23 protein-coding genes are annotated in these 23,699 nt (G+C 71.6%); 14 read left to right on the forward strand and 9 right to left on the reverse strand.

All coding sequences use genetic code 11. The features are described from left to right. Positions 1-94 precede the first annotated feature (94 nt). Both cysK and JUB13_RS15935 read right to left on the reverse strand, forming a co-directional pair. Positions 95-1,054 (reverse strand): cysteine synthase A, encoded by a 960-nt coding sequence (gene cysK, locus JUB13_RS15930; protein WP_207480669.1) that lies wholly within the window; start codon positions 1,052-1,054, stop codon positions 95-97. A 73-nt stretch (positions 1,055-1,127) separates the two neighbouring features. After that, positions 1,128-1,583 (reverse strand): RrF2 family transcriptional regulator, encoded by a 456-nt coding sequence (locus tag JUB13_RS15935; protein ID WP_207480671.1) that lies wholly within the window; start codon positions 1,581-1,583, stop codon positions 1,128-1,130. A 232-nt stretch (positions 1,584-1,815) separates the two neighbouring features. On the opposite strand from JUB13_RS15935, the gene JUB13_RS15940 reads away from it, so the two are divergent. Together JUB13_RS15940 and JUB13_RS15945 are read left to right on the forward strand one after the other, a co-directional pair. Next, entirely contained in the window at positions 1,816-2,214 is a 399-nt protein-coding gene (locus JUB13_RS15940; RefSeq protein ID WP_207480673.1) for a DUF983 domain-containing protein, read from the forward strand. A 96-nt stretch (positions 2,215-2,310) separates the two neighbouring features. Next, on the forward strand, positions 2,311-3,702 hold the full coding sequence (locus tag JUB13_RS15945; protein WP_207480675.1) for an aminotransferase-like domain-containing protein: 1,392 nt from the start codon (positions 2,311-2,313) through the stop codon (positions 3,700-3,702). 29 nt (positions 3,703-3,731) lie between these two features. Here the strand turns inward: JUB13_RS15945 and coaBC are convergent, their stop codons facing one another. From coaBC to JUB13_RS15960, 3 genes are all read right to left on the reverse strand, one after another. Beyond that, positions 3,732-4,970 (reverse strand): bifunctional phosphopantothenoylcysteine decarboxylase/phosphopantothenate--cysteine ligase CoaBC, encoded by a 1,239-nt coding sequence (gene coaBC, locus JUB13_RS15950; RefSeq protein ID WP_207480677.1) that lies wholly within the window; start codon positions 4,968-4,970, stop codon positions 3,732-3,734. 105 nt (positions 4,971-5,075) lie between these two features. Next, positions 5,076-6,725 carry an AarF/UbiB family protein gene (locus tag JUB13_RS15955; protein ID WP_207480679.1) on the reverse strand — a complete coding sequence of 550 codons (1,650 nt, stop codon included), beginning with the start codon at positions 6,723-6,725 and terminating at the stop codon, positions 5,076-5,078. Positions 6,726-6,732: 7 nt separating this feature from the next. After that, positions 6,733-7,530, reverse strand: coding sequence for a class I SAM-dependent methyltransferase (locus JUB13_RS15960; RefSeq protein ID WP_207480681.1), 798 nt, complete (start codon positions 7,528-7,530; stop codon positions 6,733-6,735). A gap of 137 nt (positions 7,531-7,667) precedes the next feature. On the opposite strand from JUB13_RS15960, the gene mutM reads away from it, so the two are divergent. The 6 genes from mutM to JUB13_RS15990 all read left to right on the forward strand — a co-directional run bounded on the left by mutM (position 7,668) and on the right by JUB13_RS15990 (position 12,673). Beyond that, positions 7,668-8,507 (forward strand): bifunctional DNA-formamidopyrimidine glycosylase/DNA-(apurinic or apyrimidinic site) lyase, encoded by an 840-nt coding sequence (gene mutM, locus JUB13_RS15965; RefSeq protein WP_207480683.1) that lies wholly within the window; start codon positions 7,668-7,670, stop codon positions 8,505-8,507. A 19-nt stretch (positions 8,508-8,526) separates the two neighbouring features. Continuing rightward, positions 8,527-8,922, forward strand: coding sequence for a hypothetical protein (locus tag JUB13_RS15970; protein WP_207480685.1), 396 nt, complete (start codon positions 8,527-8,529; stop codon positions 8,920-8,922). A 50-nt stretch (positions 8,923-8,972) separates the two neighbouring features. Continuing rightward, positions 8,973-9,749 carry an enoyl-CoA hydratase gene (locus JUB13_RS15975; protein WP_207480687.1) on the forward strand — a complete coding sequence of 259 codons (777 nt, stop codon included), beginning with the start codon at positions 8,973-8,975 and terminating at the stop codon, positions 9,747-9,749. Between the two features lie 162 nt (positions 9,750-9,911). Further along, the gene (rpsT, locus tag JUB13_RS15980) at positions 9,912-10,172 is read left to right on the forward strand and encodes a 30S ribosomal protein S20 (protein ID WP_207480689.1); all 261 of its coding nucleotides are present in this window, start codon (positions 9,912-9,914) and stop codon (positions 10,170-10,172) included. Positions 10,173-10,692: 520 nt separating this feature from the next. Further along, on the forward strand, positions 10,693-12,195 hold the full coding sequence (dnaA, locus tag JUB13_RS15985) for a chromosomal replication initiator protein DnaA (protein ID WP_207480692.1): 1,503 nt from the start codon (positions 10,693-10,695) through the stop codon (positions 12,193-12,195). 67 nt (positions 12,196-12,262) lie between these two features. Then, positions 12,263-12,673 (forward strand): VOC family protein, encoded by a 411-nt coding sequence (locus JUB13_RS15990; RefSeq protein ID WP_207480694.1) that lies wholly within the window; start codon positions 12,263-12,265, stop codon positions 12,671-12,673. 23 nt (positions 12,674-12,696) lie between these two features. On the opposite strand, the gene JUB13_RS15995 is transcribed toward JUB13_RS15990, so the two are convergent. After that, positions 12,697-13,170, reverse strand: a complete 474-nt coding sequence (locus JUB13_RS15995; RefSeq protein ID WP_207480696.1) for an Lrp/AsnC family transcriptional regulator — start codon at positions 13,168-13,170, stop codon at positions 12,697-12,699. Between the two features lie 150 nt (positions 13,171-13,320). Between JUB13_RS15995 and JUB13_RS16000 the strand changes: the two genes are divergently transcribed. After that, positions 13,321-14,295: a threonine ammonia-lyase gene (locus JUB13_RS16000; RefSeq protein WP_207480698.1), complete on the forward strand. Its 975-nt coding sequence runs from the start codon at positions 13,321-13,323 to the stop codon at positions 14,293-14,295. Next, a complete protein-coding gene (locus tag JUB13_RS16005) occupies positions 14,292-14,909 on the forward strand; it encodes a glutathione S-transferase family protein (RefSeq protein WP_207480700.1) in 618 nt (205 codons plus the stop codon). Before JUB13_RS16000 ends, JUB13_RS16005 begins: the two co-directional genes overlap by 4 nt. 21 nt (positions 14,910-14,930) lie before the next feature. On the opposite strand, the gene JUB13_RS32060 is transcribed toward JUB13_RS16005, so the two are convergent. Next, positions 14,931-17,144, reverse strand: a complete 2,214-nt coding sequence (locus JUB13_RS32060; RefSeq protein ID WP_207480702.1) for a methyl-accepting chemotaxis protein — start codon at positions 17,142-17,144, stop codon at positions 14,931-14,933. Positions 17,145-17,466: 322 nt separating this feature from the next. Then, on the reverse strand, positions 17,467-18,678 hold the full coding sequence (locus JUB13_RS16015; protein WP_207480704.1) for an argininosuccinate synthase: 1,212 nt from the start codon (positions 18,676-18,678) through the stop codon (positions 17,467-17,469). 203 nt (positions 18,679-18,881) lie between these two features. On the opposite strand from JUB13_RS16015, the gene JUB13_RS16020 reads away from it, so the two are divergent. Continuing rightward, the gene (locus JUB13_RS16020; RefSeq protein ID WP_207480705.1) at positions 18,882-19,148 is read left to right on the forward strand and encodes a hypothetical protein; all 267 of its coding nucleotides are present in this window, start codon (positions 18,882-18,884) and stop codon (positions 19,146-19,148) included. A 73-nt stretch (positions 19,149-19,221) separates the two neighbouring features. Next, entirely contained in the window at positions 19,222-19,743 is a 522-nt protein-coding gene (locus JUB13_RS16025) for a hypothetical protein (RefSeq protein WP_207480707.1), read from the forward strand. A gap of 13 nt (positions 19,744-19,756) precedes the next feature. Here JUB13_RS16025 and JUB13_RS16030 read toward each other — a convergent pair whose 3' ends face one another. After that, positions 19,757-20,548 carry a transglycosylase SLT domain-containing protein gene (locus tag JUB13_RS16030; protein WP_207480709.1) on the reverse strand — a complete coding sequence of 264 codons (792 nt, stop codon included), beginning with the start codon at positions 20,546-20,548 and terminating at the stop codon, positions 19,757-19,759. A 408-nt stretch (positions 20,549-20,956) separates the two neighbouring features. Here JUB13_RS16030 and JUB13_RS16035 point away from each other — a divergent pair, with 408 nt between their 5' ends. Together JUB13_RS16035 and JUB13_RS16040 are read left to right on the forward strand one after the other, a co-directional pair. Continuing rightward, positions 20,957-21,994 carry an ABC transporter substrate-binding protein gene (locus JUB13_RS16035; protein ID WP_207480712.1) on the forward strand — a complete coding sequence of 346 codons (1,038 nt, stop codon included), beginning with the start codon at positions 20,957-20,959 and terminating at the stop codon, positions 21,992-21,994. Position 21,995: 1 nt separating this feature from the next. Continuing rightward, a complete protein-coding gene (locus tag JUB13_RS16040) occupies positions 21,996-23,681 on the forward strand; it encodes an ABC transporter permease (RefSeq protein WP_207480714.1) in 1,686 nt (561 codons plus the stop codon). Positions 23,682-23,699: the final 18 nt, after the last annotated feature.

Consider the following 23,699-nt stretch of genomic DNA (forward strand, 5'->3'; position numbering starts at 1 on the left):
ACCTCAAACCGCTCCAACCCATCGACGGTAGAGAGGGCGACGCGCGGACGGGGATCCGCGCGTCGCCCTGCCGGGCCGCCCGCCGGGACCGGGCTTACTCCAGGCCTTCGAACAGCGCGGTGGACAGGTAGCGCTCGGCGAAGCTCGGTAGGATCACGACGATCTGCTTGCCTTCCATCGCGGGCCGCGCCGCGACCTCGAAGGCCGCGGCCAGCGCGGCACCGCCCGAGATGCCGACCGGCAGCCCCTCGAGCCGGGCCGCGGCGCGGGCGGTCTCGAAGGCGCGCTGGTTGGAGATGCGCACGACCTCGTCGATCAGCTCGCGCTTCAGGATGTCCGGCACGAAGCCCGCACCGATCCCCTGGATCTTGTGGGGACCGGGCAGGCCGCCCGACAGGACGGGGCTGTCCTCGGGCTCGACCGCGATCGCCCGGAACGAGGGCTTGCGGGCCTTGATCACCTCCGCGACCCCGGTCAGCGTGCCTCCGGTGCCGACGCCCGAGATCAGCGCGTCGACCTTGCCGTCGGTGTCGCGCCAGATCTCCTCGGCCGTGGTGCGGCGGTGGATCTCGGGATTCGCGAGGTTCTTGAACTGCTGCAGCATGTAGGCGTTGCCGTCGCCGGACACGATCTCCTCGGCCCGGCGGATGGCGCCCTTCATGCCCTCGGCGGCAGGGGTCAGCACCAGCTCGGCCCCCAGCAGCTTCAGCATCTTGCGCCGCTCGACCGACATGCTCTCGGGCATGCACAGGATCAGGCGGTAGCCCTTGGCAGCCGCCACGAAGGCAAGAGCGATGCCGGTGTTGCCCGAGGTCGGCTCGACCAGCACGGTGCGCCCGGGTTCGATCCTGCCCTCGCGCTCGGCAGACTCGATCATGGCGAAGCCGATGCGGTCCTTCACGCTGGCGAGCGGGTTGAAGAACTCCAGCTTGCCGACCACGTCCGCCTTGGCGCCGTTCTCCGCGGCCAGGCGACGGAACCGGACCAGCGGCGTCGCACCGATCGTGTCGAGGATGCTGTCATAGATCTTGCCGCGGAACTCCGGGCCGGCCATGGGTTCCCCCAATAGATTGTGTTAATAGCGTGTATTCTACAGCTGGCGCAATCTACGCCAATTCCGCGGCGCGTCAAATGCTGAAGTCGATGCGGCTGTGGGACTCGCTCTCGATGCCGGCCTCATTGGCGCGCAGGCAGAGATCCTCGATGCTGGTGCGGTCCAGCTCGGCCATCATGTGGTCCTGCAGGCGCAGCCACATGGGGCGTACGACCTTGTGGCCGAGTTCCGAGCCGGTGGGCTCCTCCAGCGGATCGGGCGCCGTCTCCATGCCACGCACCACGCGGACCACGTCGCCGACGCTGATCCGGCGCCGCTCGCGCGCCAGGCGATAGCCGCCCCGCGGGCCGCGCACGCCCGACAGGATGCCCGCCCGCACGAGCTGCTGCAGGACCTGCTCGAGATAGCGCTTGGGAATCCCCTGGCGCCGCGTGATCTCGCCGCTCTGCACGGGTTCGGAGCCCGCGTTGTAGGCGATGTCCAGAACCGCCTCGATGGCGAACATCGTCTTCTTGGAAATGCGCAGCATGCAAAATCCGCTTCGCAGGGGTGATTGTGGGGGCATTCACAATCTACCGTGCGGAAAACGGACGGCAAGCTTAAAAGCGAAATCGCCCCTAGAGCTTCGCGCCATGCGACACCAGCAGACACGCCCGCGGCGCCGGCATGCCGTGGCGATCCAGCCATGCGGATTGTGCGTATCGGGAGCTGCTGGCAAAACCACACATTAAGGCACGCTGAATCCCTACAAGAGGCCCGTCATGACCAGGGAAGGAAACGCCGCGAGCCCGTTCTGGCTCGGGGTCCGGGGGCTCTGCCCGCGCTGCCAGAAGGGCCACATCTTCAAGGGGTTTCTCACGATCGCCCCGAAATGCGAGGTCTGCGGGCTCGACTTCGCCTTCGCGGATCCCGCCGACGGCCCCGCCTTCTTCGCGATGTCCATCGTCAGCTTCCCGCTGGTCGGCCTGGCCGCCTGGCTGGAGATCTCGGTCGGCATACCGCTGTGGCTGAACCTGCTGATCACGCTCACGCTGGTGGTCGGCGGCTGCTGCGCCCTGCTGCGGCCACTCAAGGGCTGGCTCGTCTGCGCCCAGTACATCAACAAGGCCGAGGAGGGGCGGCTCACCCGTCCCGAGGACAAAGCCCCGCCCCAAGCCTAGCTTGCTTCGGATGCAGGCAGGTGCCTACAGTTCATACAATTTGACCCGCGCGCCGATGCTGCGCGCGTGGCGATGCGAGAGGGCGACGCGACCGGAATGAGGAGGAGCAGCACGCCCCCGGACTGGGTTCCGGAACTTGCGGCCGCGCCCGGCCCGATCTACCTCGCCGTCGTGGACGCGCTGGAGGCCGACATCGCGGCCGGGTCGCTACCGCCAGGCCGGCGGCTGCCGACGCACCGGTCGCTGGCCGCGGCGCTGCGCGTGGACCTGACCACCATCACGCGCGCCTACGCCGAAGCCCGGCGCCGCGGCCTGGTCGATGCGGCAGTCGGGCGCGGCACCTTCGTCCGCGCGGTGCCCCGGCGGGCGCCCGCCAAGGCCGAGATCGACCTGTCCATGAACATGCCGCCGCAGCCGCCGGGCGCGGCGATCCCGACGCGCTTGGCCCAGGCGACCGCGGCGGTCCTGCGGCGCACGGATCCCGCGCAGCTCCTGAGCTACCATCCCAGCGGCGGCAGCCTGGCCGACCGCAGGGTCGGGGCGGCCTGGCTGGCCCCGCTGATCCCAGGCCTGCAGGCCGAGAGGGTTCTGGTGTCCGGCGGCGCCCAGGCGGCCGTCATGGCGCTGCTGACCATGCTGGCCCGGGCGGGCGAGGTGGTCCTGACCGAGGCCTTCACCTATCCCGGCCTGCGGGCCGCGGCGGCGCAGCTCGGCATCCGGCTCGAGGCGCTGCCCATGGATGCGGAGGGCCTGCTGCCCGATGCCCTGGAGGAGGCGTGCCGGCGCCTGAGCCCCAGCGCGCTCTACTGCATCCCGACGATCCAGAACCCGACGACGGCCACTATGCCGGCCGCGCGCCGCGAGGCGGTGGCGGAGGTCGCGCGGCGCCACGGCCTGCGCATCGTCGAGGACGACGCCTATGGGATGCTTCCCACGCAGCCGCTGCCGCCCCTCGCCAGCTTCGCGCCCGAGCTGACCTGGTACGTCTCCACCCTCTCGAAATGCCTGTCCCCCGGGCTGCGCATCGCCTATGTCGCGGCCCCCGACGAGCTCCAGGCCGAAAGGGCGCAGGCCGCGCTGCGGGCGACGATCCAGATGGCGCCGCCCCTGTCCGCCGCGGTCGCCACCCGTTGGATCCAGGACGGCACCGCCCAGTCGATCCTGCAGGCGATCCGGGCCGAGAGCCGCGAGCGCCAGAAGCTCGCACGGGCCGCCCTGCCGGCCGGGCTCGCCGCTGGCCACCCGGACGGCCATCACCTCTGGCTGCGTCTGCCGCCGTCCTGGAGCGCCCCGGCCTTCGCCGACCACGTGCGCCGCGCGGGGCTGGCGGTCGTGCCAAGCGGGGCCTTCGCGGTGGGCGCCACCCCGGTGGAGGCGCTGCGGATCTCGCTCGGGGCCGCCGCGGACCGCGCCGTCCTGGGCGCCGCCCTGCACAGGATCGCGGCGACGCTGAAGCAGGACGCCTACGCCATGGCCGCAATCGTCTGAGAGCCGCCCGGTCGGCCCGGCCGAAACTACTACCGCGCGGCTGCGCCGCCCAGGGCCGCGGCGATCTCTTGGGCGAGGCGCCGGGCCACCTCGTCCTTGCCCATGCGCGGCCAGGATTCGGGCGCGCCATCCCGGCGGATCAGGTGGACGGCGTTGGATTCGCCGCCGAAGGTGCCGGTCCCCGCCGAGACGTCGTTGGCGACGATCCAGTCGCAGCCCTTGCGCGCGAGCTTGGCCCGCGCGTGCTCGACGACCGATTCGGTCTCGGCCGCGAAGCCCACGACCAGGGCTGGGCGTCCGGCATCGCGGCGCGCCAGGGCCGCCAGGATGTCGGGGTTCTCGGCCAGATGCAGGGCGGGCGGGCCGGCGCCCTCCTTCTTCAGCTTCTGGCCCGCGGCGACGTCGACCCTCCAGTCCGCCACCGCCGCGGCGCAGACCGCCATGTCCGAGGGCAGCGCCGCCTCGCAGGCCGCCAGCATCTCGCGCGCGGTCTCCACCCGCACGACCCGGCAGCCGGCCGGGTCGGGCTCGGCGGTCGGGCCGGACACCAGCGTGACTTCGGCGCCCAGCGCGGAGAGCGCCGCCGCGATGGCGTGCCCCTGCTTGCCCGAGGAGCGGTTGGCGATGTAGCGCACGGGGTCGATGGGCTCGTGGGTCGGGCCGCTGGTCACCAGCGCCCTGCGGCCGGCCAGCGGGCGCGGGCCGCTGGCCTCGGCGAAGAAGCCGGCGATGGCCGCAAGGATCTCGTGCGGCTCGCTCATGCGGCCGGAGCCGACCTCGCCGCAGGCCATGTCGCCGCTGTTGGGCCCGATCTGGCGCACGCCGCGGGAGCGCAGGGTCGCCATGTTCGCCTGGGTGGCGGGGTGCTGCCACATCATCACGTTCATGGCCGGGGCGACCATCACCGGCTTGTCCGTGGCCAGCAGGGTGGTGCTCGCGAGATCGTCCGCCATGCCCGCCGCCATCCGGGCGAGCAGGTCGGCCGAGGCCGGCGCGACCACCACCAGGTCGGCCTCGCGCGATAGGCGGATATGGCCCATCTCGGCCTCGTCGGTCAGGGACCAGAGCTCCTGGTACACCTTCTCCTCGGACAGGGCGGAGACCGCCAGCGGCGTCACGAACTGGGCGCCGCCCCGGGTCAGGATGCAGCGCACCGCGGCGCCGCGCTCCTTCAGCCGCCGGATCAGCTCCAGGCATTTGTAGGCGGCGATGCCGCCGGAGATCACCAGCAGGATTCGCTTGCCGGCAAGCGCGCCGAGATCGGTCACGGGTCGTGTCCTGGGCGGTTCAGATGGCGGTTCGGATATCGGTCCTGGTCGGGGCTCCGGCCCCGACCAATAGATAGGCGATCCCGCCGGGCTGCAGAAGGGCGCTCAGCCGAGCGCCCAGGCGAGCAGGGCCAGCACGGCCATGGTGGCGATCCACAGCCGCCAGATCATGCGCTGGCGCTTGGCACCGTAGGCCTCCAGGAACAGGGCGATGGTCTCGGGGTGCAGGCGCAGGCCGGCCTCGTTGATGGTGCGCGCCGCGTGCTCTGTCTGGCGCACGGCCCCGGGCAGGGCGCGCAGCGTCCGCAGGGCGCCCGCCAGGTCCTCGGCCAGCCGCGCCTCGGGGCCGCGGTTCTCGCGCATCCACTCCTCGATCAGCGGACGCGCGAGCTCCCACATGTTGATGTCGGGGTTCAGGATGCGCCCCACACCCTCGGCCGTGATCATGCTCTTCTGCAGCAGCAGGAGCTGCGGCTGGGTCTCCATCTCGAAGCGCTCGGTGACCTCGAAGAGCTGGGCCAGCAGCCGCCCGATGGAGATCTCGTGCAGGGGCTTGTTCAGCAGCGGCTCGCCGATCGCGCGGCAGGCCTGCGTGAAGGTCTCCATGGACTGGTGCGGCGGCACGTAGCCGGCCTGGAAGTGCACCTCGGCGACCCGGCGGTAGTCGCCGTTCAGGAAGCCCAGCAGCATGTCCGCGAGATAGGTGCGCGTCGCGCGGTCGACGCGGCCCATGATGCCGAAGTCGATGGCGACGATGTTGCCCTGCAGGTCGATGAAGGAGTTCCCGGGATGCAGGTCGGCATGGAAGAAGCCGTCCCGAAACACCTGGTTGAAAAAGGCGGCCGAGGCCCGGGCCAGCACCAGGTCGGGGTCGATGCCCGCACCGCGCATGCTTTCGGTCTCGTCGATCTTGAAGCCGCGGATGCGCTGCAGCGTCAGCACCCGGCGGCTGGTGCGGTCCCAGTCGACCTGCGGCACCTTGAAGGTGTCGTCGCCCGCGAAGTTGGCGCGCAGCTCCGAGGCCGCGGCGGCCTCCATGCGCAGGTCCATCTCCAGTTTCACGGTGTCGGCGAAGGTCTCGACCACCTGGGCGGGCTTGAGCCGCCGCAGCCGCGGCTGCAGCCACAGCGCGAGCGATGACAGCCAGCGGAACAGGTCCAGGTCCTTGCGGAAGGCCTCCTCGATGCGCGGGCGCAGGACCTTGACCGCGACCTCGCGCCGGTGGATGTCGTCCTCGGCCTCGCTCACGAGGCCGTAGCCCGGTGCGCCATGGCGGACGCCTTCGCCGGAGCCGCCGGCCTCGCCGGGCGCGGCGGGCCAGGCGTCCCGCGGCAGCACCGCGAAATGGACCTGGGCGATGGAGGCGGCGGCGGTGGGGGTGGGATCGAAGCTCTCGAACAGCTCCTCGACGGGGACGCCGAACTCGCTCTCGATGATCCGCCTGACCTCCTCGGCCGGGAAGGGCGGAAGGCGGTCCTGGAGCTGCGCCAGGTCGGCGGCGATCTGATCGCCCACCACGTCCGAGCGGGTCGACATCACCTGGCCGAGCTTGATGAAGCTGGGCCCAAGCTCGGTCAGGGCGGCGGCCAGGCGCTGGCCCGGGCGGCCGGGCACGTCGCGGCGGCTGAGCAGGCGCGCCAGCATGCCGAGGCCGGGGGCGACGTCCATCAGCTCGCGCGCGAACAGGGCGTCGTGCCGCCCCAGCGTGCGCAGGATCACCACGAGCCGGGCGAGGTTGCGGAGGATCCGGATCATGCTTGGTTCAGAGACGCCAGCCCGTATGGATCGCGGCGATGCCCCCGGTCAGGTTCCGCCACGCCGGCCGGCCAAAGCCGGCTGCCCCGATGCGCCGGGCCAGATCCTCCTGCTCGGGGAAGCGGCGGATGCTCTCCACCAGGTACCGGTAGGACTCGCGGTCCCCGGCGACGAGCTGGCCGATGCGCGGCAGCACGGCGAAGGAGTAGCGGTCGTAGGCCGCCTTCAGCCCAGGCACGACCACATGGCTGAACTCCAGCACGAACAGGCGCCCTCCCGGCCGCAGCACGCGCCAGGCCTCGCGCAACGCCTCGTCGATGCGGGTGACGTTCCGCAGCCCGAAGGCGATCGTATAGGCATCGACCGAGCGGCTCGCGATGGGCAGGCGCTCGGCGTCGCCGACCACCCAGGAGATCCCCTCCAGCGTGCCGCGGTCCACCGCGCGGTCGCGCCCGACGCGCAGCATGCGCTCGTTGATGTCGCAGACATGGACCCGGGCCCCGGGTCCCGCGCGGTCCAGGAAGCGGAACGCCACGTCCCCGGTGCCGCCGGCCACGTCCAGCAGCACCATGCCCGGCCGCGGGCGCACCATGTCGATCAGCGTGGACTTCCACAGCCGGTGCACGCCGCCCGACATCAGGTCGTTCATGAGGTCGTAGCTGCCGGCGACGCTGTCGAAGACGCCGCGCACCAGCGTCGCCTTCTCCGCGGGGTCGACGGGTCGGAATCCGAACCAGCGGGATTCCGCGGTCTCGGCGTTCGCCTCGGCCGCTGGCGCCGCCGGTGTCTTGGTCTCTTGGGCCATGGCCGGCACCATAGCGGCATCGCCGCGGGCGTGCCAGACGCGCCATGGGCGTGCGACCGGATGGACGCCGCTCGTCTCGGGCGGCAGCCGCGCCGAGGCCCATTGGCGCGGAGGCCGGCGCCTGCCATATCTGGCGCATGCCCGAGCTTCCCGAGGTCGAGACGGTCTGCCGCGGCCTTGCCCCCTGGATCGAGGGGCGGACCGTGACGCGCGTCGAGCAGCGCCGCCCCGACCTGCGCATCCCCTTCCCCGAGGGCCTCGTCACCCGCCTGACCGGCCGCCGCGTCGAGCGGGTGCGCCGGCGCGCCAAGTACGCGCTGATGGACCTCGACGACGGCACGACCGTGATCTGGCACCTCGGCATGTCCGGCCGCATGACGGTCGGCCGGGACCTGGGCCCGGTGCTGGCCCACGATCACCTGATCCTCGGCTTCGACGACGGCGCCGAGCTGCGTTTCAACGACGCGCGGCGCTTCGGGCTGGTGACGCTGGCCGAGCCCGGCGAGGCGGACCGCCACCCGCTGCTCGCCGGACTGGGACCCGAGCCGCTGGGCAACGGCTTCAACGGGGCCGTGCTGGCCGAGCGGCTGCGCGGCAAGCTGTGCCCGATCAAGGCGGCGCTGCTGGACCAGCAGGTCGTCGCCGGCGTCGGCAACATCTATGCCTGCGAGGCCCTGTTCCGCGCGCGGCTGAGCCCTACGCGCCTCGCCGCGACGGTCGTCGGCAAGCGGGCCGAGGATCTCGCCGCGGCGGTGCGCGCCGTCCTGGCCGAGGCGATCGAGGCCGGCGGATCGAGCCTGCGGGACTACGTCCAGGCCTCGGGCGAGCTCGGCTACTTCCAGCACCGCTTCGCCGTCTACGACCGCGAGGGGGCGGCCTGTCCCGGCTGCACCTGCGACATCGCGCGCACGGGCGGGATCCGGCGCATCATCCAGTCCAACCGATCCACTTTCTATTGTCCGCGACGCCAGCGCTGATGTAGGACGGGGCATGGCCATGCCCCCGCGGACAATCCGGGTCCTCGCAGCGCTGCTCGCCTTCTGCCCCGCCGTTCCGGCGCAGGCAGGGGAGGGCGGCTTCGTACCGGGGATCGGGGACCTGCTGCTGATGGCGGGCCTGGCGCTCGACCAGCGCCAGGCGCTGAAGTTCGACAACCCCGAGGGCCGCATCGTCGAGGCCGTCGCGGTGGGCCCGATCGAGGCCGAATCCGTCCGCTCCTTCTACGCCCAGACGCTGCCCCAGCTCGGCTGGCGCGCCGCCGGGCCCGATCGCTGGGCCCGCGACGGCGAGGCGCTGGCCCTGGAATTCCCCGCCCCGACGCCCGCTGCCGCCCGGAGCGCCGCGGCGGAGTGCTGCCGCCTGACGGTGCGCTTCCGCCTGAACCCTCTCTGACGCAGAAAACGACGGCCGCGATACGCGCGCCCCAATCTGGAGCCGATCCGATGCCCTACGAGAACATCCTTGTCGAGACGCGCGGCCGAGTCGGCCTGATCACGCTGAACCGACCCAAGGCGCTGAACGCCCTGTCGGACCGGCTGGTGACCGAGATCGGCGAGGCGCTGGACGCCTTCGAGGCCAAGGACGAGATCGGCTGCATCGTGATCACGGGCGGCGAGAAGGCCTTCGCGGCCGGCGCCGACATCAAGGAGATGGCCTCGCAGTCCTACATGGACGCCTATCTCGGCGACTTCATCACGAAGAAGTGGGAGCGCGTCACCAAGTGCCGCAAGCCCGTAATCGCCGCGGTGGCCGGCTATGCCCTGGGCGGCGGCTGCGAGCTCGCCATGATGTGCGACTTCATCATCGCGGCCGACAACGCCAAGTTCGGTCAGCCCGAGATCACCATCGGCACCATACCGGGCTCCGGCGGCACCCAGCGTCTGACGCGCTTCGTCGGCAAGTCCAAGGCCATGGAGATGTGCCTGACCGGCCGGATGATGGACGCCCAGGAGGCCGAGCGCTCGGGCCTCGTCAGCCGCATCGTTCCCGTCGCCGACCTGCTGGAGGAGGCCGTGAAGGTCGCCGAGCGGATCGCCTCCATGTCGCGCCCCGCGGTCATGATGGCCAAGGAGGCCGTGAGCCGCGCCTACGAGACCACCCTGGCCGAAGGCGTGCTGTTCGAGCGGCGCCTGTTCCACTCCACCTTCGCGACCCAGGACCAGAAGGAGGGCATGGCCGCATTCGTCGAGAAGCGCCAGCCCGACTTCAAGAACCGCTGAGCGGCAGGGCGCCGCTGCGTTGCCACTGCGCCGTCCCACTGCGCCGTCCCACTGCGCGGCCCCACTGCGCAGTCACTGCGCCTTCCGGTCTTGACGGGTTGGGGGCGCGGCGCTATAAGGCGCCCTCGCTTTCGGCACGGTGTGTCCGCACAAGGTATCGTCATGGCCAATACGAAGTCCGCTGAGAAGAGAATCCGCACGACCGAGCGGCGCACCGCCATCAACCGCTCCCGCGTCAGCCGCATCCGCACCTTCGTGAAGAAGGTCGAGCTCGCGATCGCCACCGGCGACAAGACCGCCGCGGCCGAGGCCTTCAAGGCCGCGCAGCCCGAGATGATGCGCGGCGTGACCAAGGGCGTGCTCCACAAGAACACGGTCTCGCGCAAGCTTTCGCGTCTCACCGCCCGCATCAAGGCGCTCTGAGACCCGAAGACGCCCCCGGGCGTCCGCGAACCAAGGGCCGCGCCGGTCATCCGGCGCGGCCCTTCGCTTTTGCGTTGTCTTCGCCTCGCTTCGCGACTTGTTCCGCGGTCCGGGATCATTTTTTGCTTTTTCGCTTGTTCCCTTTTCGGTCCTGTTGTCAGCCCATTTGGCGCCGACTAAAGTTCTTTGTCCCTTCGCCTTTCGGATATGGCGTGTCTGCATGTCCGGAGGCGTATGGCCTCAGACACCAAGACTCATAAGAGTGGTGCCGGACCCACCTGCGACAGGGCTCCTGGTCTCCACCTGACAATCGACAATTCGGATCGAATTATCGGCAACGCGTCTGTGCCGATTGCGAGGTAATGCCAGCGCCCTGTCATGAGTCCCACGTCGCTGTCCGCCCGGGATCTGGAACGAAGAGGCGGCGAGGCGAATCATGGAATCTGGGCGCGGAAACGGTTAGAGAGTCCGGCCCGCGGCGGGCGATACGGCTGCGGACGCGGATCAACTGAGGCTTGGCATGTCTGTGAGCGGCAGTTCGCTGGATCAGCAGTGGGCACGGGTGTGCGGCCGGCTTCGCGACGAGGTCGGCGAGATCGCCTACGGACGCTGGTTGAAGCCACTCGCGGTCAGCGAGCTGCGCGGGTCCGAGCTGCGGATCGCGGTGCCGACCCGCTTCATGCGCGACTGGGTGCAGACCCATTATGCCGACCGCATCCGCGCCCTGTGGTCCGGCGAGAATCCCTCGGTCCAGTCCATCGAGATCGTGGTCGCGAGCCAGCGCGCCGCAGCCAACGGCGCCGCCGCCCCGGTTCCGGGGGGCGGCCCAGCCGTGCCGCCTGCGGCGGCGCCTGCCGCCTCGCCCGCCCTATCCCCCGCCGTGGCCGAGGACGCGGGCGCGCGTTCCCAGGTTCCCGAGGGCATGGGCGGCGGCTCCAGCTCCGACCTGGATCCCGATGCGGCCCGCGGCTCCTCGGTCCTCAGCATCGAGGACCGCGACGCCTTCGCCCATCTGGACCCCCGCTTCACCTTCGAGAATTTCGTCGTCGGCAAGCCCAACGAGCTCGCCCATGCCGCGGCGCGGCGCGTCGCCGAGGCGCAGGCCGTCACCTTCAACCCGCTGTTCCTGTACGGCGGGGTCGGTCTCGGCAAGACCCACCTGATGCACGCGATCGCCTGGGCGATCCGCAAGCGCGACCCGAACCGCCGGGTGCTGTACCTCTCGGCCGAGAAGTTCATGTACCAGTTCATCCGGGCGCTGCGCTTCAAGGACACCATGGCCTTCAAGGAGCAGTTCCGCTCGGTCGACGTGCTGATGATCGACGACGTGCAGTTCATCAGCGGGAAGGACAGCACCCAGGAGGAGTTCTTCCACACCTTCAACGCGCTGGTGGACCAGAACCGCCAGGTGATCATCTCGGCGGACAAGTCGCCCTCCGACCTCGAGGGCATGGAGGAGCGGCTGCGCTCGCGCCTGGGATGGGGGCTGGTGGCCGACATCCATCCCACGACCTACGAGCTGCGCCTGGGCATCCTGCAGGCCAAGGCCGACGGCATGAACATCCAGATCCCGCAGAAGGTGATGGAGTTCCTGGCCCACAAGATCTCGTCCAACGTGCGCGAGCTCGAGGGCGCGCTGAACCGCATCGTCGCCCATGCCGAGCTGGTCGGGCGCTCGATCACCCTCGAATCGACCCAGGAGGTCCTGCACGACCTGCTGCGGGCGAACGACCGCCGCGTGACCATCGACGAGATCCAGAAGAAGGTGGCGGAGCACTACAACATCCGCCTGTCGGACATGAGCTCGGCCCGGCGGGCCAGGGCCGTCGCCCGGCCGCGCCAGGTCGCCATGTACCTGGCCAAGCAGCTCACCCAGCGCTCGCTGCCGGAGATCGGCCGCAAGTTCGGCGGGCGCGACCACACCACCGTGATGCACGCGGTCAAGAAGGTCGAGGAGCTCGTGCTGGACGATCCCGGCTTCGCCGAGGATGTCGAGCTGCTGCGCCGGATGCTCGAGGGCTGACCGGCCCGGGCGTCCGCCAGGGGCGCTCCGCCAGGGGGCGCTCGGCCGTGCCTGACGAGGGGATGCGATGCTGCTGCACAGGGGACGGCTGATCGACCATCTGCACCTGCGCGTCTCCGATCTGGAGGCGAGCCGGCGGTTCTACAAGGCTGCCCTGCAGGCGGTCGGGATCACCGAGTTCCGCGAGAGCGCCGACCATTTCGCCGCGGACGAGCTGTGGATCGATCGGGCGGACGGGCCGGTCAGCCGCGTCCACCTCGCCTTCCAGGCGGCCTCGCGCGAGCAGGTCGCGGCCTTCCACGCGGCTGCCGTCGCCGCCGGCGGGCGGGACAACGGCGGCCCCGGCGAGCGCAGCTACCATCCCGGCTACTACGCCGCCTTCGTGCTGGATCCCGACGGCAACAACATCGAGGCCGTCCATCATGGTCCGGCGGAGCGCTCCGCCGCCTCGGTCGAGGTGCGGCCCGCGAAGGGCTGAGCGGCCCGCCCTTCCGCGGGGTCTCAGGCGCCGTCCACCGGCAGGGCCAGGCCGCGCTTCACGGCGCCCAGGGCGACGCGCGTGCGGAAGCGCCGCACATTGGCGTTCTCCGCGACCAGGCGCTGCATCAGCGCGTCATAGGCCTCCATGGCGGCGGCGGTCACCACCAGCACGTAGTCGCTCTCGCCGGTCACGTACCAGGCCTGCTGCACCGCGGGCTCGGCGGCAAGCCAGCGGCGGAAGGCGGCCAGCAGCTCGGGCCTCTCGCGCTCCAGCTCCACGTCGACGATCATCACCAGCGGCCTGCCGAGGCTCCGCGGGTCCAGCACCGCGACCTCGGCCGCGATCACCCCGGTCTCGCGCAGCCGCGCGAGGCGCCGCTGCACGGCCGAGGCCGAGAGTCCGACGGCCTGTCCGATCCGTTCGGCCGGCTGGCGGGCGTCCTCCTGGACCAAAGCCAGGATCCGGCGATCGAGGGCATCGAGCTCGGGCTGCATGGCCGCAGCATAGCGCCTGTGCGCGCGGCCGCAGCGCGCATTCCGTGCGTTCCGCGCGGCCACCCTGCACGCGCCGGGTGCTAGGGTTCCCCGGAACCCGGAGGCCAGCCCATGACAGGACCAGCGACTGGACCAGTGACAGGACCAGGCATGACCCGCTCCATCGACATCGCGCGCATCGAGGCCGCCAAAGGGCTCATCGATCCCGTCTTCCTGGACAGCCCGTTGGTGGGCCATGCGGCCCTGGACGCGGCCCTCGGCTGCGAGGTCCTTGCCAAGGTCGAGACGCTGAACCCGATCCGCTCCTTCAAGGGGCGCGGCACGGAGCTCTTCGCCGCGCAGGAGCTGCGCGCCGGCGACCGGCTGGTCTGCGCCTCGGCCGGGAATTTCGGCCAGGGCCTCGCGCGTGCCGCGGTCCGGCGCGGCGCCGAATGCGTGGTCTTTGCCGCCCTGACGGCCAATCCCCTGAAGGTCGAGGCCATGCGCCGGCTGGGCGCCACCGTCCGGCTGGAGGGCCACGACTTCGATGCCGCGAAGGCCGCCGCGCGGCTCTTCGCCGCCGAATCGGGCCTGCGCTTCGTCGAGGACGGCCGCGAGCCCGCCATCGCCGAGGGGGCCGGAACCATCGGCCTGGAGATCGCGTCCCAGGCGCCCGGCATCGGGACGGTGCTCGTGCCGCTCGGCAACGGGGCGCTGCTGGCCGGCGTCGCCGCGGCGCTGCGCCATGCCGCTCCCGGGGCCGAGGTCCTGGGCGTCGTCGCCGCGCGGGCGCCCTCCATGAAGCTCTCGCTGGAGCAGGGGCGGGCCGTCGAGACGGCCGAGGCCGCGACCATTGCCGACGGCATCGCCGTCCGTGTCCCCGTTCCCGAGGCGCTGGAGATGCTGCGCGGTCGCGTCGACGGGATCCTGGCCGTGGAGGAGGAGGGGATCCTGCGCGCCATGCGGTTGCTGCACGAGACGCTGGGCCTGGTGGTCGAGCCCTCCGGGGCCGTCGGGATCGCGGCCATGCTGGCCGATCCCGGGCGCTTCGGCGGCCAGCGCGTCGCGACGATCCTGTGCGGCGGAAACCTGACCCCCCAGCAGGTCCGGGACTGGCTTGTCCCGGCCGGGACGGCCGTGCCGTGAAGCTTCTCTACCAGACCCATTCGCCCTATGCGCGCAAGGTGCTGGTCTTGGCGCACGAGGTCGGCCTCGCCCCGCGGCTGGAGGTCGTGCACCACGAGACCAGCCCGACGCGCGGGAACGCCGAGGTCTCGGCACTGAACCCGCTGGGCAAGGTGCCCGTCCTGGTGACGGAGGACGGCTTCGCGCTCTTCGATTCCGTGGTGATCTGCGAATATCTCGACGGGCTGCACGATGGCCCCCGGATGATCCCGGAGCAGGGCACCGCGCGCTGGCAGGCGTTGCGCCTGCAGGCCCTGGCCCAGGGGCTTGCCGATGCGGGGATCGCGCTGCGCTGGGAGACCGAGCGCCGTCCCGCGGCCGTGCGCTGGCCGCCCCTGGCCGAGGGGCAGGCCGCCAAGCTCCTGGCCGGCTACGATTTCGCCGAGCGCTCGGCAGCCCTCGACGGGCCGCCGGACATCGGCCAGATCGCCTTGGCCTCCGCGCTGGACTGGCTGGCGTTCCGCGGTCTGCCCGATTTCAGGGAAGGCCGCCCGCGCCTTGCGAAGTGGTTCGAGGCTTTCCGCGATCGACCTTCCATGCGCGCCACGCCCCTGTCGGGCGAGACCCGGGACTGAGGGCGCGGCGACCGCCCGAGCCTAGGAGGCCCGCTGCTGGACGGCGGCCAGCCGGTCCTCGAGCTGCTGCGCCTCCTCGGCGAGGTGCCGGGCCGTGGACAGCAGGTCCGCCGCGATCTCGCCCGTGGTGCGGGCGTTGCCGCGCACGGTATCGATCACCTGGCCCAGCGCGCCCGCGGTCGAGACGATCTCGCCGATGCTGCGCGCGATGTCGGCCGAGGAGGCGTTCTGCTGCTCGACCGCGCTGGCGATGGACGCCTGGATTCCGTTCACCTCGTCGACGGATCCGCGGATCGCGCCGAAGCTGCCGACCGTCGATTCGAGGCTCTCGCGGATCCGGCCGACCGCGGCGCCGATCCGCTCGGTCGCCTCGGCCGTCCCGGAGGCCAGCGTCTTGACCTCGGCCGCGACGACCGCGAAGCCCTTGCCGGCCTCGCCGGCGCGGGCGGCCTCGATGGTGGCGTTCAGCGCCAGCAGGTGCGTCTGGCCCGCGATGCGGGTGATCAGGTCGACGATGGCGCCGATCTCGTCCGCGGCGGTCTGCAAGTGCCGCATCCGCGAATCCGCCTGCTCGAGCTGGCGCGCGGCGTCGCCCGCCCGGCGCGCGGCCTCCTCGGCCTGCTGGTTCACCGAGCGCAGCGAGGCGGTGAGCTCCTCGGTCGCGGCCGCGACCATCTGGGCGTGCGAGCGGCTTCCGCTGACGCTCTCCGATGCGGTCTCCGAACGCTCGATGGTGGCGCGCGACCGGTCGTCCAGGCGGTCCGACAGCTCGGTGAGCTGGCGCGACTGGCGAGCCACCAGCGCAGCGATGGCGCGCACGTCGCCCATCATCGTCTCGGTCAGGCGCGCCTGGGCCTCCAGCTCGGTGACGTCGCTCCAGGCCGCCATGGTGCCGACATAGGCGCCGCTTCCGTCGCGCACGGGCTCGAGGTCGAGGCGGACCGTGCTTCCGCCCACGGAGATCCGATGGTCGCGCAGGGGCAGCCGCTCGGGCGTCATGCAGGCGCGGGCGAAATCCTCGCCCTGGCCGAACAGGTCGGCGGTTTCGGTGGCCTGTCCGCGCGACTGCAGGAACTCCCGCCCCGCCGCGTTCACGAAGGACACGGAGCCGCCGGCCAGCAGCAGGGCCGTGGGCGTCGGGCTCGTCTCGACCATGGTCTTCAGCAGCATGACCTGCTGCACGGCGCCGCGCAGCGTGCCCAGCGCCACGGCCATGCCCGCCATCTCGTCGCGGCCGGTGCGCGGGATCCCCACCGCGGTGTCGCCTCCCGCGATGGCCCGCATGGCACCGGCGAAGGACTTCAGCCGGTTCAGCAGGGCGAAGCGCAGCAGCAGGAAGCCGAGGCCGAAGCCCGCCGCCATCACCAGGGCTGCAGCCGAGATGGTGCGGTCGCGCAGGTCCGCGGCCCGGGCCTGGATCTCCCCGATATCGCGCTCAAGCGCGGCACGGGCCCAGGTGCCGCCGCGCCCGTCCGGGATCTCGACCGTGGCGACGGCACGCTGGCCCGGCGCGGCCTGAACGCCGGACGGACCGCCGGCCGCCTCGGGCGGTACCAGGTCCTCGAAGACCACTGAGCCGTCGGGCGCCAGAATGCGCAGGTCGCCGCCGAGCGCCTCGGCCAGCCCGCCGAGGCGCGGCAGCGGGTTGGTCACGAACTCGACGAAGCCGGCGACCCGGAAGCCGCCGATCGGCATCACGATGCTGTGCAGGGCGGCGCCGTCGGGCGCGGCCCAGGCGAAGGCCGCCAGCGTGCGCCGCGCCTGCGGATCGCGCGCCGCCAGCGCCTCGCGGATCTCGGGGCGGTCCAGGGCGCTGTCGCGGCGGCCCTGGGACGAGCCCAGGCGCGTCAGGTCCGGGCGGTAGACGTGCACGCCCTCCAGAAGGACCACCCGGTCGACCACCGGCTGCAGGGTGAACATGCCGTCGGCGGCGAGCCGCGCCTTCTCCTCGGTGTTCGCGGCGATGGCATCCATGAAGACCGAGCTGCGGGCCCAGTTGTCGGCCAGGGGGCGCATGATCTCGACATAGCCGCTCAGGATCCGGCTGCGCACCAGCGAAACCACGGTGACCTCGGCCTGCGCGTTCAGCGCCGAGACCGAGAACTCGGCATAGAGTCGCGATACCCAGACCTGGATCCCGACCGATGCGACGCCGACAAGGACGCCGACCAGCAGCAGGATCCGCCGCAAGGTCCAGAACAGAGGCCTGACCCGCCCCGCCGCCGCCTGCTCCATGTCCGCCCCCCGTCGCGCGCGCCGTGACGTTCCCGGCTGCGAAAGTTTCGAAGGAGCGGATGCTATCTTCGTGCCAGCGCAGCGCACAAAAGCGAATCGCGCGGCTGCCCGGCCGAATGCCGATCAGGCGCCGGAGGGCGGCGATTCTGTTGCGCGGATGCAATGCCGGCGGCCCAACCGGGCGGCAGACTGCGGAAAAATGCGGCGGCTGCGCCGCGGCGCCGGTCCTTCCGGCCAGTGAAGGCGGGAGAACGGGTGCGACTCCGGACGCGGGCGCGGGGGCCGCTGAAGCGGTCCCCGCGCGCCGGTCAGCGGGCGAGGATCAGCGGTTCTTCGCCATCGCGCCCAGGCGCAGGCGCAGGGCGTTCAGCTTGATGAAGCCCTGGGCGTCCTTCTGGTCATAGACGCTGTCCTCCTCGAAAGTGACGTAGTCGAGACGGTACAGGCTGTTGGGCGACTTGCGCCCGACGACCGTCACGTTGCCCTTGTAGAGCTTCAGCCGGACGATGCCGTTCACGGTCTCCTGGGTGCCGTCGATCAGCGCCTGCAGGGCCAGGCGCTCGGGGCTGAACCAGAAGCCGTTGTAGATCAGCTTGGCGTAGCGGGGCATCAGCTCGTCCCGCAGATGCATGGCCTCGCGGTCCAGCGTCAGGCTCTCCATGGCGCGGTGGGCCGCCAGCAGGATCGTGCCGCCCGGCGTCTCGTAGACGCCGCGGCTCTTCATGCCGACGAAGCGGTTCTCCACGAGGTCGAGCCGGCCGATGCCGTTGGCGCCGCCGAGCTCGTTGAGCCGGGTCAGAAGGGCCGCGGGAGACAGCTTCTGCCCGTCCACCGCCACCGCGTCGCCGCGCGCGAACTCGATCTCCACATAGGTCGGCTGGTCGGGCGCCGCCTGGGGCGAGACCGAGCGGGTGAACATGTCCTCGTCGGGCTCGACCCAGGGGTCCTCCAGCGCCTTGCCCTCGTAGGAGATGTGCAGCAGGTTGGCGTCGGTGCTGTAGGGCGCCTCGCCGCGCTTGTCCTTGGCGATCGGGATCTGGTGCTTCTCGGCGTAGTCCAGCAGGCGCGTGCGGCTCGTCAGGTCCCACTGGCGCCAGGGCGCGATCACCTTGATGTCGGGCTTCAGCGCGTAGTAGCCGAGCTCGAAGCGCACCTGGTCGTTGCCCTTGCCGGTGGCGCCGTGGGCGACCGCGTCGGCCCCGACCATCTTGGCGATCTCGATCTGGCGCTTGGCAATCAGCGGCCGCGCGATCGAGGTGCCGAGCAGGTAGGTCCCCTCGTACAGGGTGTTGGCCCGGAACATCGGGAAGACGAAGTCGCGGACGAACTCCTCGCGGAGGTCGTCGATGAAGATCTCCTTCACGCCCATCATCTCGGCCTTCTTGCGGGCGGGCTCCAGCTCCTCGCCCTGGCCGATGTCGGCGGTGAAGGTGACGACCTCGCAGCGATAGGTCTCCTGCAGCCAGCGCAGGATGACGGAGGTGTCGAGCCCGCCCGAATAGGCCAGGACGATCTTCTTGATGTCGCCGCTCATGATGGATGTCCGCGTCGAAGATGGAAAAGCGCGGCGGAAGCTACGGCGAATCGCCGGGCGGGGCAAGCGCGGCACCCGACCGCGGGACAGCAGCGCACGGAACGCCTGCCGCCGCGGCGGGTTGCCAGGGGACCGGGATGGTGCGCGGCCGCGGGCCGGGCGGCACCCCGCGCATATGGGCTGGAGGCGGGCTGGAGGTGCGGATGAGGACGGTCCTCGCGGTCTTGCTCCCATGCCTGTTGCTGGCGGCGCTCGCGGGATGGATGCTCTGGGACTGGGTACCCGGCGGTCCCGATGCGGGCGGGCGCCAGGTCAGCGGCCATGGCTACGTCGCCCTGGCCCTGGGTGCGCTCGGATCGCTGGTGGTCGGCGGCGGGCTGATGTTCCTGGTCTTCTTCAGCGCGCGGCGGGGCTACGACGACGCGCCCGGCGAGTGGCCGCCGCGGCCGGCAGACCGCGACGAGGACTGAGGGGGCGCCCCGCGGGTGGCACCCGGGGCCGTCATGGGCTGGGCCGGACGGCCCGGCAGGCGAGGAGGGCTTCATGGAGGACAGGACCCCGATCCGGCGCGGCAGCGTTCCGGCCGCGGGCGCCCCGAGGCCGGCGATCCCGGCGCTGGCGGCGGCGCTCGCCCGCGCCTGGCAGGGCACGCGCGAGCCCGTGCTCTTCTATGCCGAACGGGATCCCAAGGTGCTCTACGGGGCCTGGCTGATGGTCTTCGTGTTCATGCTGCCCTTCGGGCTCGCCATTCCCGACAGCTTCTTCCCGGGCGTGGGCGTGTCCCTGATGGCGCTGTGGATCTGCCGGCGCACCTTCCGCTTCGAGCTCACACGCCGTCATCTGCGCTACCGGCCCAACGCCATCGCGCCCATGACCACGCTGCCCCTCTCGGAGATCGAGGACGTCCTGGCGACCGACCTGCTGGGCCGCGAGGCCGGCCGTGGCCCGGGACCGGAGCGCGGGCACCTGCTGATCCGCAGCACCGCGGGCGCCCTGGTGGTCAAGTCCATCCTGCGCCCGCAGGAGGCGGCCGAGGCCATCATGCTGCTGCGCTCCGGCCGATAGGCCGGTGCGCGGCTCAGCCCAGCGCGGTCCCGTTCTCCTGGGCCAGCAGCAGCGGATTTCCGCCCGCCGGTCCCGCGCCGTCCCCGGCCGACTCGGGCTCCGCCGGCACCAGGTCGGCAACGCGCGTCGCGTCCGCCTCCATGCGCTGCTTCAGCCGGGCCACCGTCTCGGCCGCCCCCAGGACGCGCCCCCTGTCGTGGAAGAGCGGCCGGTTGGCCCTGGCGGCGGCGGGCAGGATCTCGGCCGCCGGCCGGTCGGGCGTGCGGACCGCCGCCTGCAAGAGCTTCGCCGCGCCCGTCGGCCCCAGCACATAGGCGATGCGTCCCTCGGTCTCGCTGACCTCGCGGCCCAGGCGGCGCGACAGCGCGGCGCGGCTCTCGGAGAGATAGCGGCCGGCCATGCTCGCGGAGAGCTGCGGGTCCTCGCGCAGGGCCAGGATCCTGGAACGCAGCGACGCGTCCTTCACCACCGGCGCGCCGTCCTTCACGGTGATCGCCGCGGCGAGCTCGCCCAGCCCATGGGCGGCGCCGTGCCGGCGGACCATGTCGAGCCAGGTCCGCTCGACGAACTGGAAGGCGCCGGTGGCCGTGCTCTTGGGATTGCGCGCCTTCGGATTCAGGCCGCTCTCCTGCGTCGCCTGGGCGAGCAGGGTCGAGAAGCTGTGACCCGCAGCGCCTGCGGCCAGGCGGATCGCCTCGCCCGTGGCCGCCTTGGACCCCGTCGCGCCCTGGGCCGCCTCGGCCTTGCGCGCCGGGACGGTGGGTTTGCGGCCGGGAATCGGCGGATCGAGCGGGATGCGTTCCATGGTGGCCAGGGTCGTGAAGGTCGGTCCTGCCCGAGCTTATACCATGCCGAGGGTTCAAAAAGCGCCAAGCTTGGCGTGGGCGGCGGTGCCCGCCAGGGTCGGCCCCCGCGACCGGCCTCCATGCCCCTGCGCGGCGGAGGGCGAGCTTCGACACAAAACCATTTCACAAGCTGCGAGAAACGGCTATGCATTCGCGCGCCGCAGACTTGCCTTTTGCTTGTCGGAATAAATATTAAACTTTTGTTACGGCCCGCAATCCAGTCGATCGCCAGAAGAGCCCAAGAGGTGCCTTGACGTCGCGGGGATCGGATCTCACAGGGATTCGGCTCCGGGCTCCGAACCGGGGAAGTGCAAGTCGGCGGCGCCGGCCCGGGCGGTCGGACCATCGCATCGAGTGAGGAGACAGTGATGAAGCGATTCCTGGCCGTCGGCGCGGCTCTCCTGGTCGCGGCCGCGGCTTCCGTCCTGGCCGCGGCGCCCGCCTCCGCCCAGGCGGCCACCCAGGCGGCCACCCAGGCGGCCACCCAGGCGGCTACTGGCCGGCTCGTCCTCTACACCTCGCAGCCCCAGGCCGACGCCCAGGCCACGATCGACGCCTTCCGCAAGGCGCATCCCGGCGTCGAGGTCGACTTCGTTCGCGACGGCACCACCCAGCTCCTGAGCCGGCTGCAGGCCGAGTTCCAGGCGGGCGCGCCGCAGCCCGACCTGCTGCTGATCGCCGACGCCATGGCCATGGAGCAGCTCAAGGCGCAGAAGCGGCTGGCGGCGTTCCAGGACGCGGCGCTGGATGGCGTCCCCGAGAGCTCCTACGACCGCGACCGCACCTATTTCGGCACCAAGTACATCACCACCGGAATCATCTACAACACGAAGGCGGCCAAGCGGCCCGAGAGCTTCAAGGACCTGCTGGCGCCGGAGGCCAAGGGCCAGGTGGTGATGCCGAGCCCGCTCTACAGCGGGGCCGCCGCGATCTTCACGGGCACGCTCGCCGCGCAGCCGGAATTCGGGCCCCGCTTCCTCGAGGACCTCGCCGCGAACGGCGCCGTCGCGGTCCAGGGCAACGGGCAGGTCCGCACCCAGGTCGCCGGCGGCCAGAAGCTCTACGGCATCATCGTCGACTTCATGGCGCTGAACGCCAAGCGCGACGGCTCGCCGGTGGACTTCGTCTTCCCCAGCGAGGGCGCCGTCCCCGTGACCGAGCCCGTGGGCATCCTGACCACCGCCAGGAATCCCGTGGCTGCCAAGGCCTTCGTGAATTTCCTGGTCTCGGCCGAGGGGCAGCGCTTCGCCGCCAGCCAGGGCTACCTGCCGATCCGCTTCGACGTCCAGCCCCCGGCGACCTTCCCGGCGCGCGACGGGATCAGGATGATGGCCCCGCCCATCGCCGAGATCCTGAGGAACGACGAGGCCAATAAGCGGCGCTTCGCCGACCTGTTCGGGGGCTGACTTGCGGCGGGCCGGGGCGGAGCTCTGGATCGGCCTGGCGGCGGCGGCGCTGGTCGCGGCGCTGTCGCTGCTGCCGTTGCTCCGCCTCGCCGTCGAGGCCGTGGATCCCGAACTCGTGCGCAAGACCCTGTCCTCGCCGGCGGTCTGGCGCGCGCTGGGCCGGTCGCTGGAGACGAGCCTCGGCGGAAGCGTGATCGCGCTGCTGCTCGGGGCCGGCTTCGCACTGGCGGTCGGCCTCACGAACCTGCCGGCGCGCCGCATGCTGGCGCTGGCCGTGATGCTGCCCCTTCTGATCCCGTCCCAGATCATCGTCCTGGCCTGGATCGAGCTGTTCGGACCCGCGACGCGGCTCCTCTCGCTGCTCGGCCTGGGCGTCGAGGCGGGGACGACGAACCCGCTCTATTCCGCGCAGGGCATCATGCTGCTGCTCGGGGTGGAGCAGGCGCCCATCGTCTTCCTTGCGGTGCGGGCCGCGCTGCTGGCCACGCCGCGCGACCTGGTGGAGGCCGCCCGCTGCGCCGGCGCCGGCGGCGGCCGGATCCTCGGGCAAATCGTGCTGCCGCTGACGCTGCCCGCCCTGGGGGCGGGCTTCGGCCTCGCCTTCGTGGCCTGCCTCGGAAATTTCGGCATCGCCGCCCTGCTCGGCATCCCGGCCCGCTATGCGACGCTGCCGGTCCTGATCTTCCAGCGCCTCTCCGGCTTCGGCACCTCGATCCTGGCCGAGGCCGCCGTGATGGCGGTGGCCCTGGCGCTGGTGGCGGGCCTGGGCGTGCTCGGCGTCACCTGGATCAGCCGGCGCAGGGACTCGGCCGTGATCGGGTCGGCCAGCGGCGCCGACCCGCTGCGTTTCGACCTCGGCCGCTGGGCGATGCCGCTGGGCGCGCTGCTCCTCGCGGCGGCGCTGCTGATGACCGCCATCCCCATGGCGGCGCTGGCTGCCACCTCGGTGACGCGCGCCTACGGGCTCGCGCTGTCGTCGGCGACCTTCACGCTGGACCACTACGCCCGGGCGCTGGCGGTGCCGCAGACCGCGCGGGCGCTCTGGAACTCGCTGTGGATGTCGGGGCTGTCGGCGCTGCTGCTGGCGGCGCTCGCGATCCCCTGCGCGGTCGCGGGGCTCTGGGCCCGGCGGCGCCCGGTCCGGCGGCTGTTCGGCCTGCTGGGCTTCGTGGCCGAGCTGCCCTACGCGCTGCCGGGCGTGATCCTGGGCATCGCGGCGATCCTTCTCTACCTGCGGCCGCTGCCGGTGGTGAACGTGACGCTCTACGGCACCGCGGGGCTGATCGTGATCGCCTATCTCGCCCGGTTCATGCCGCTGGCCCTGCGCCCCGTGCAGGTCGCCCTGCTGCAGGTCGACCGCGTGCTGGACGAGGCCGCCCAGGCCGCGGGCGCACGTTACCGGCACCGGCTGGTCTCCGTGGCGGCGCCGCTGGTGCTGCCCTCGGCCATGGCCGGCGCGCTGGTGGTGTTCCTGACGGCCTTCAACGAGCTCACCGTCTCGGCGCTGCTGTGGTCGCGCGGCAACGAGACCGTGGGCATCGTGATCTACTTCCTGGAGGAGGGCGGAGACACGCCCGGCGCCGCCGCCGTTTCCATGATCTGCGTGGCCTTCGTCTTCGCGCTGGCGGCGCTGGCCACCTGGCTGCTTCCCGCGCCGGCCCGGCGCGTGCTTCCCTGGGGCCGCTGAGATGCCCCGTCCGTGCCC

Source organism: Arenibaculum pallidiluteum (assembly GCF_017355985.1).
In the GTDB taxonomy this organism is placed as follows: domain Bacteria; phylum Pseudomonadota; class Alphaproteobacteria; order Azospirillales; family Azospirillaceae; genus Arenibaculum; species Arenibaculum pallidiluteum.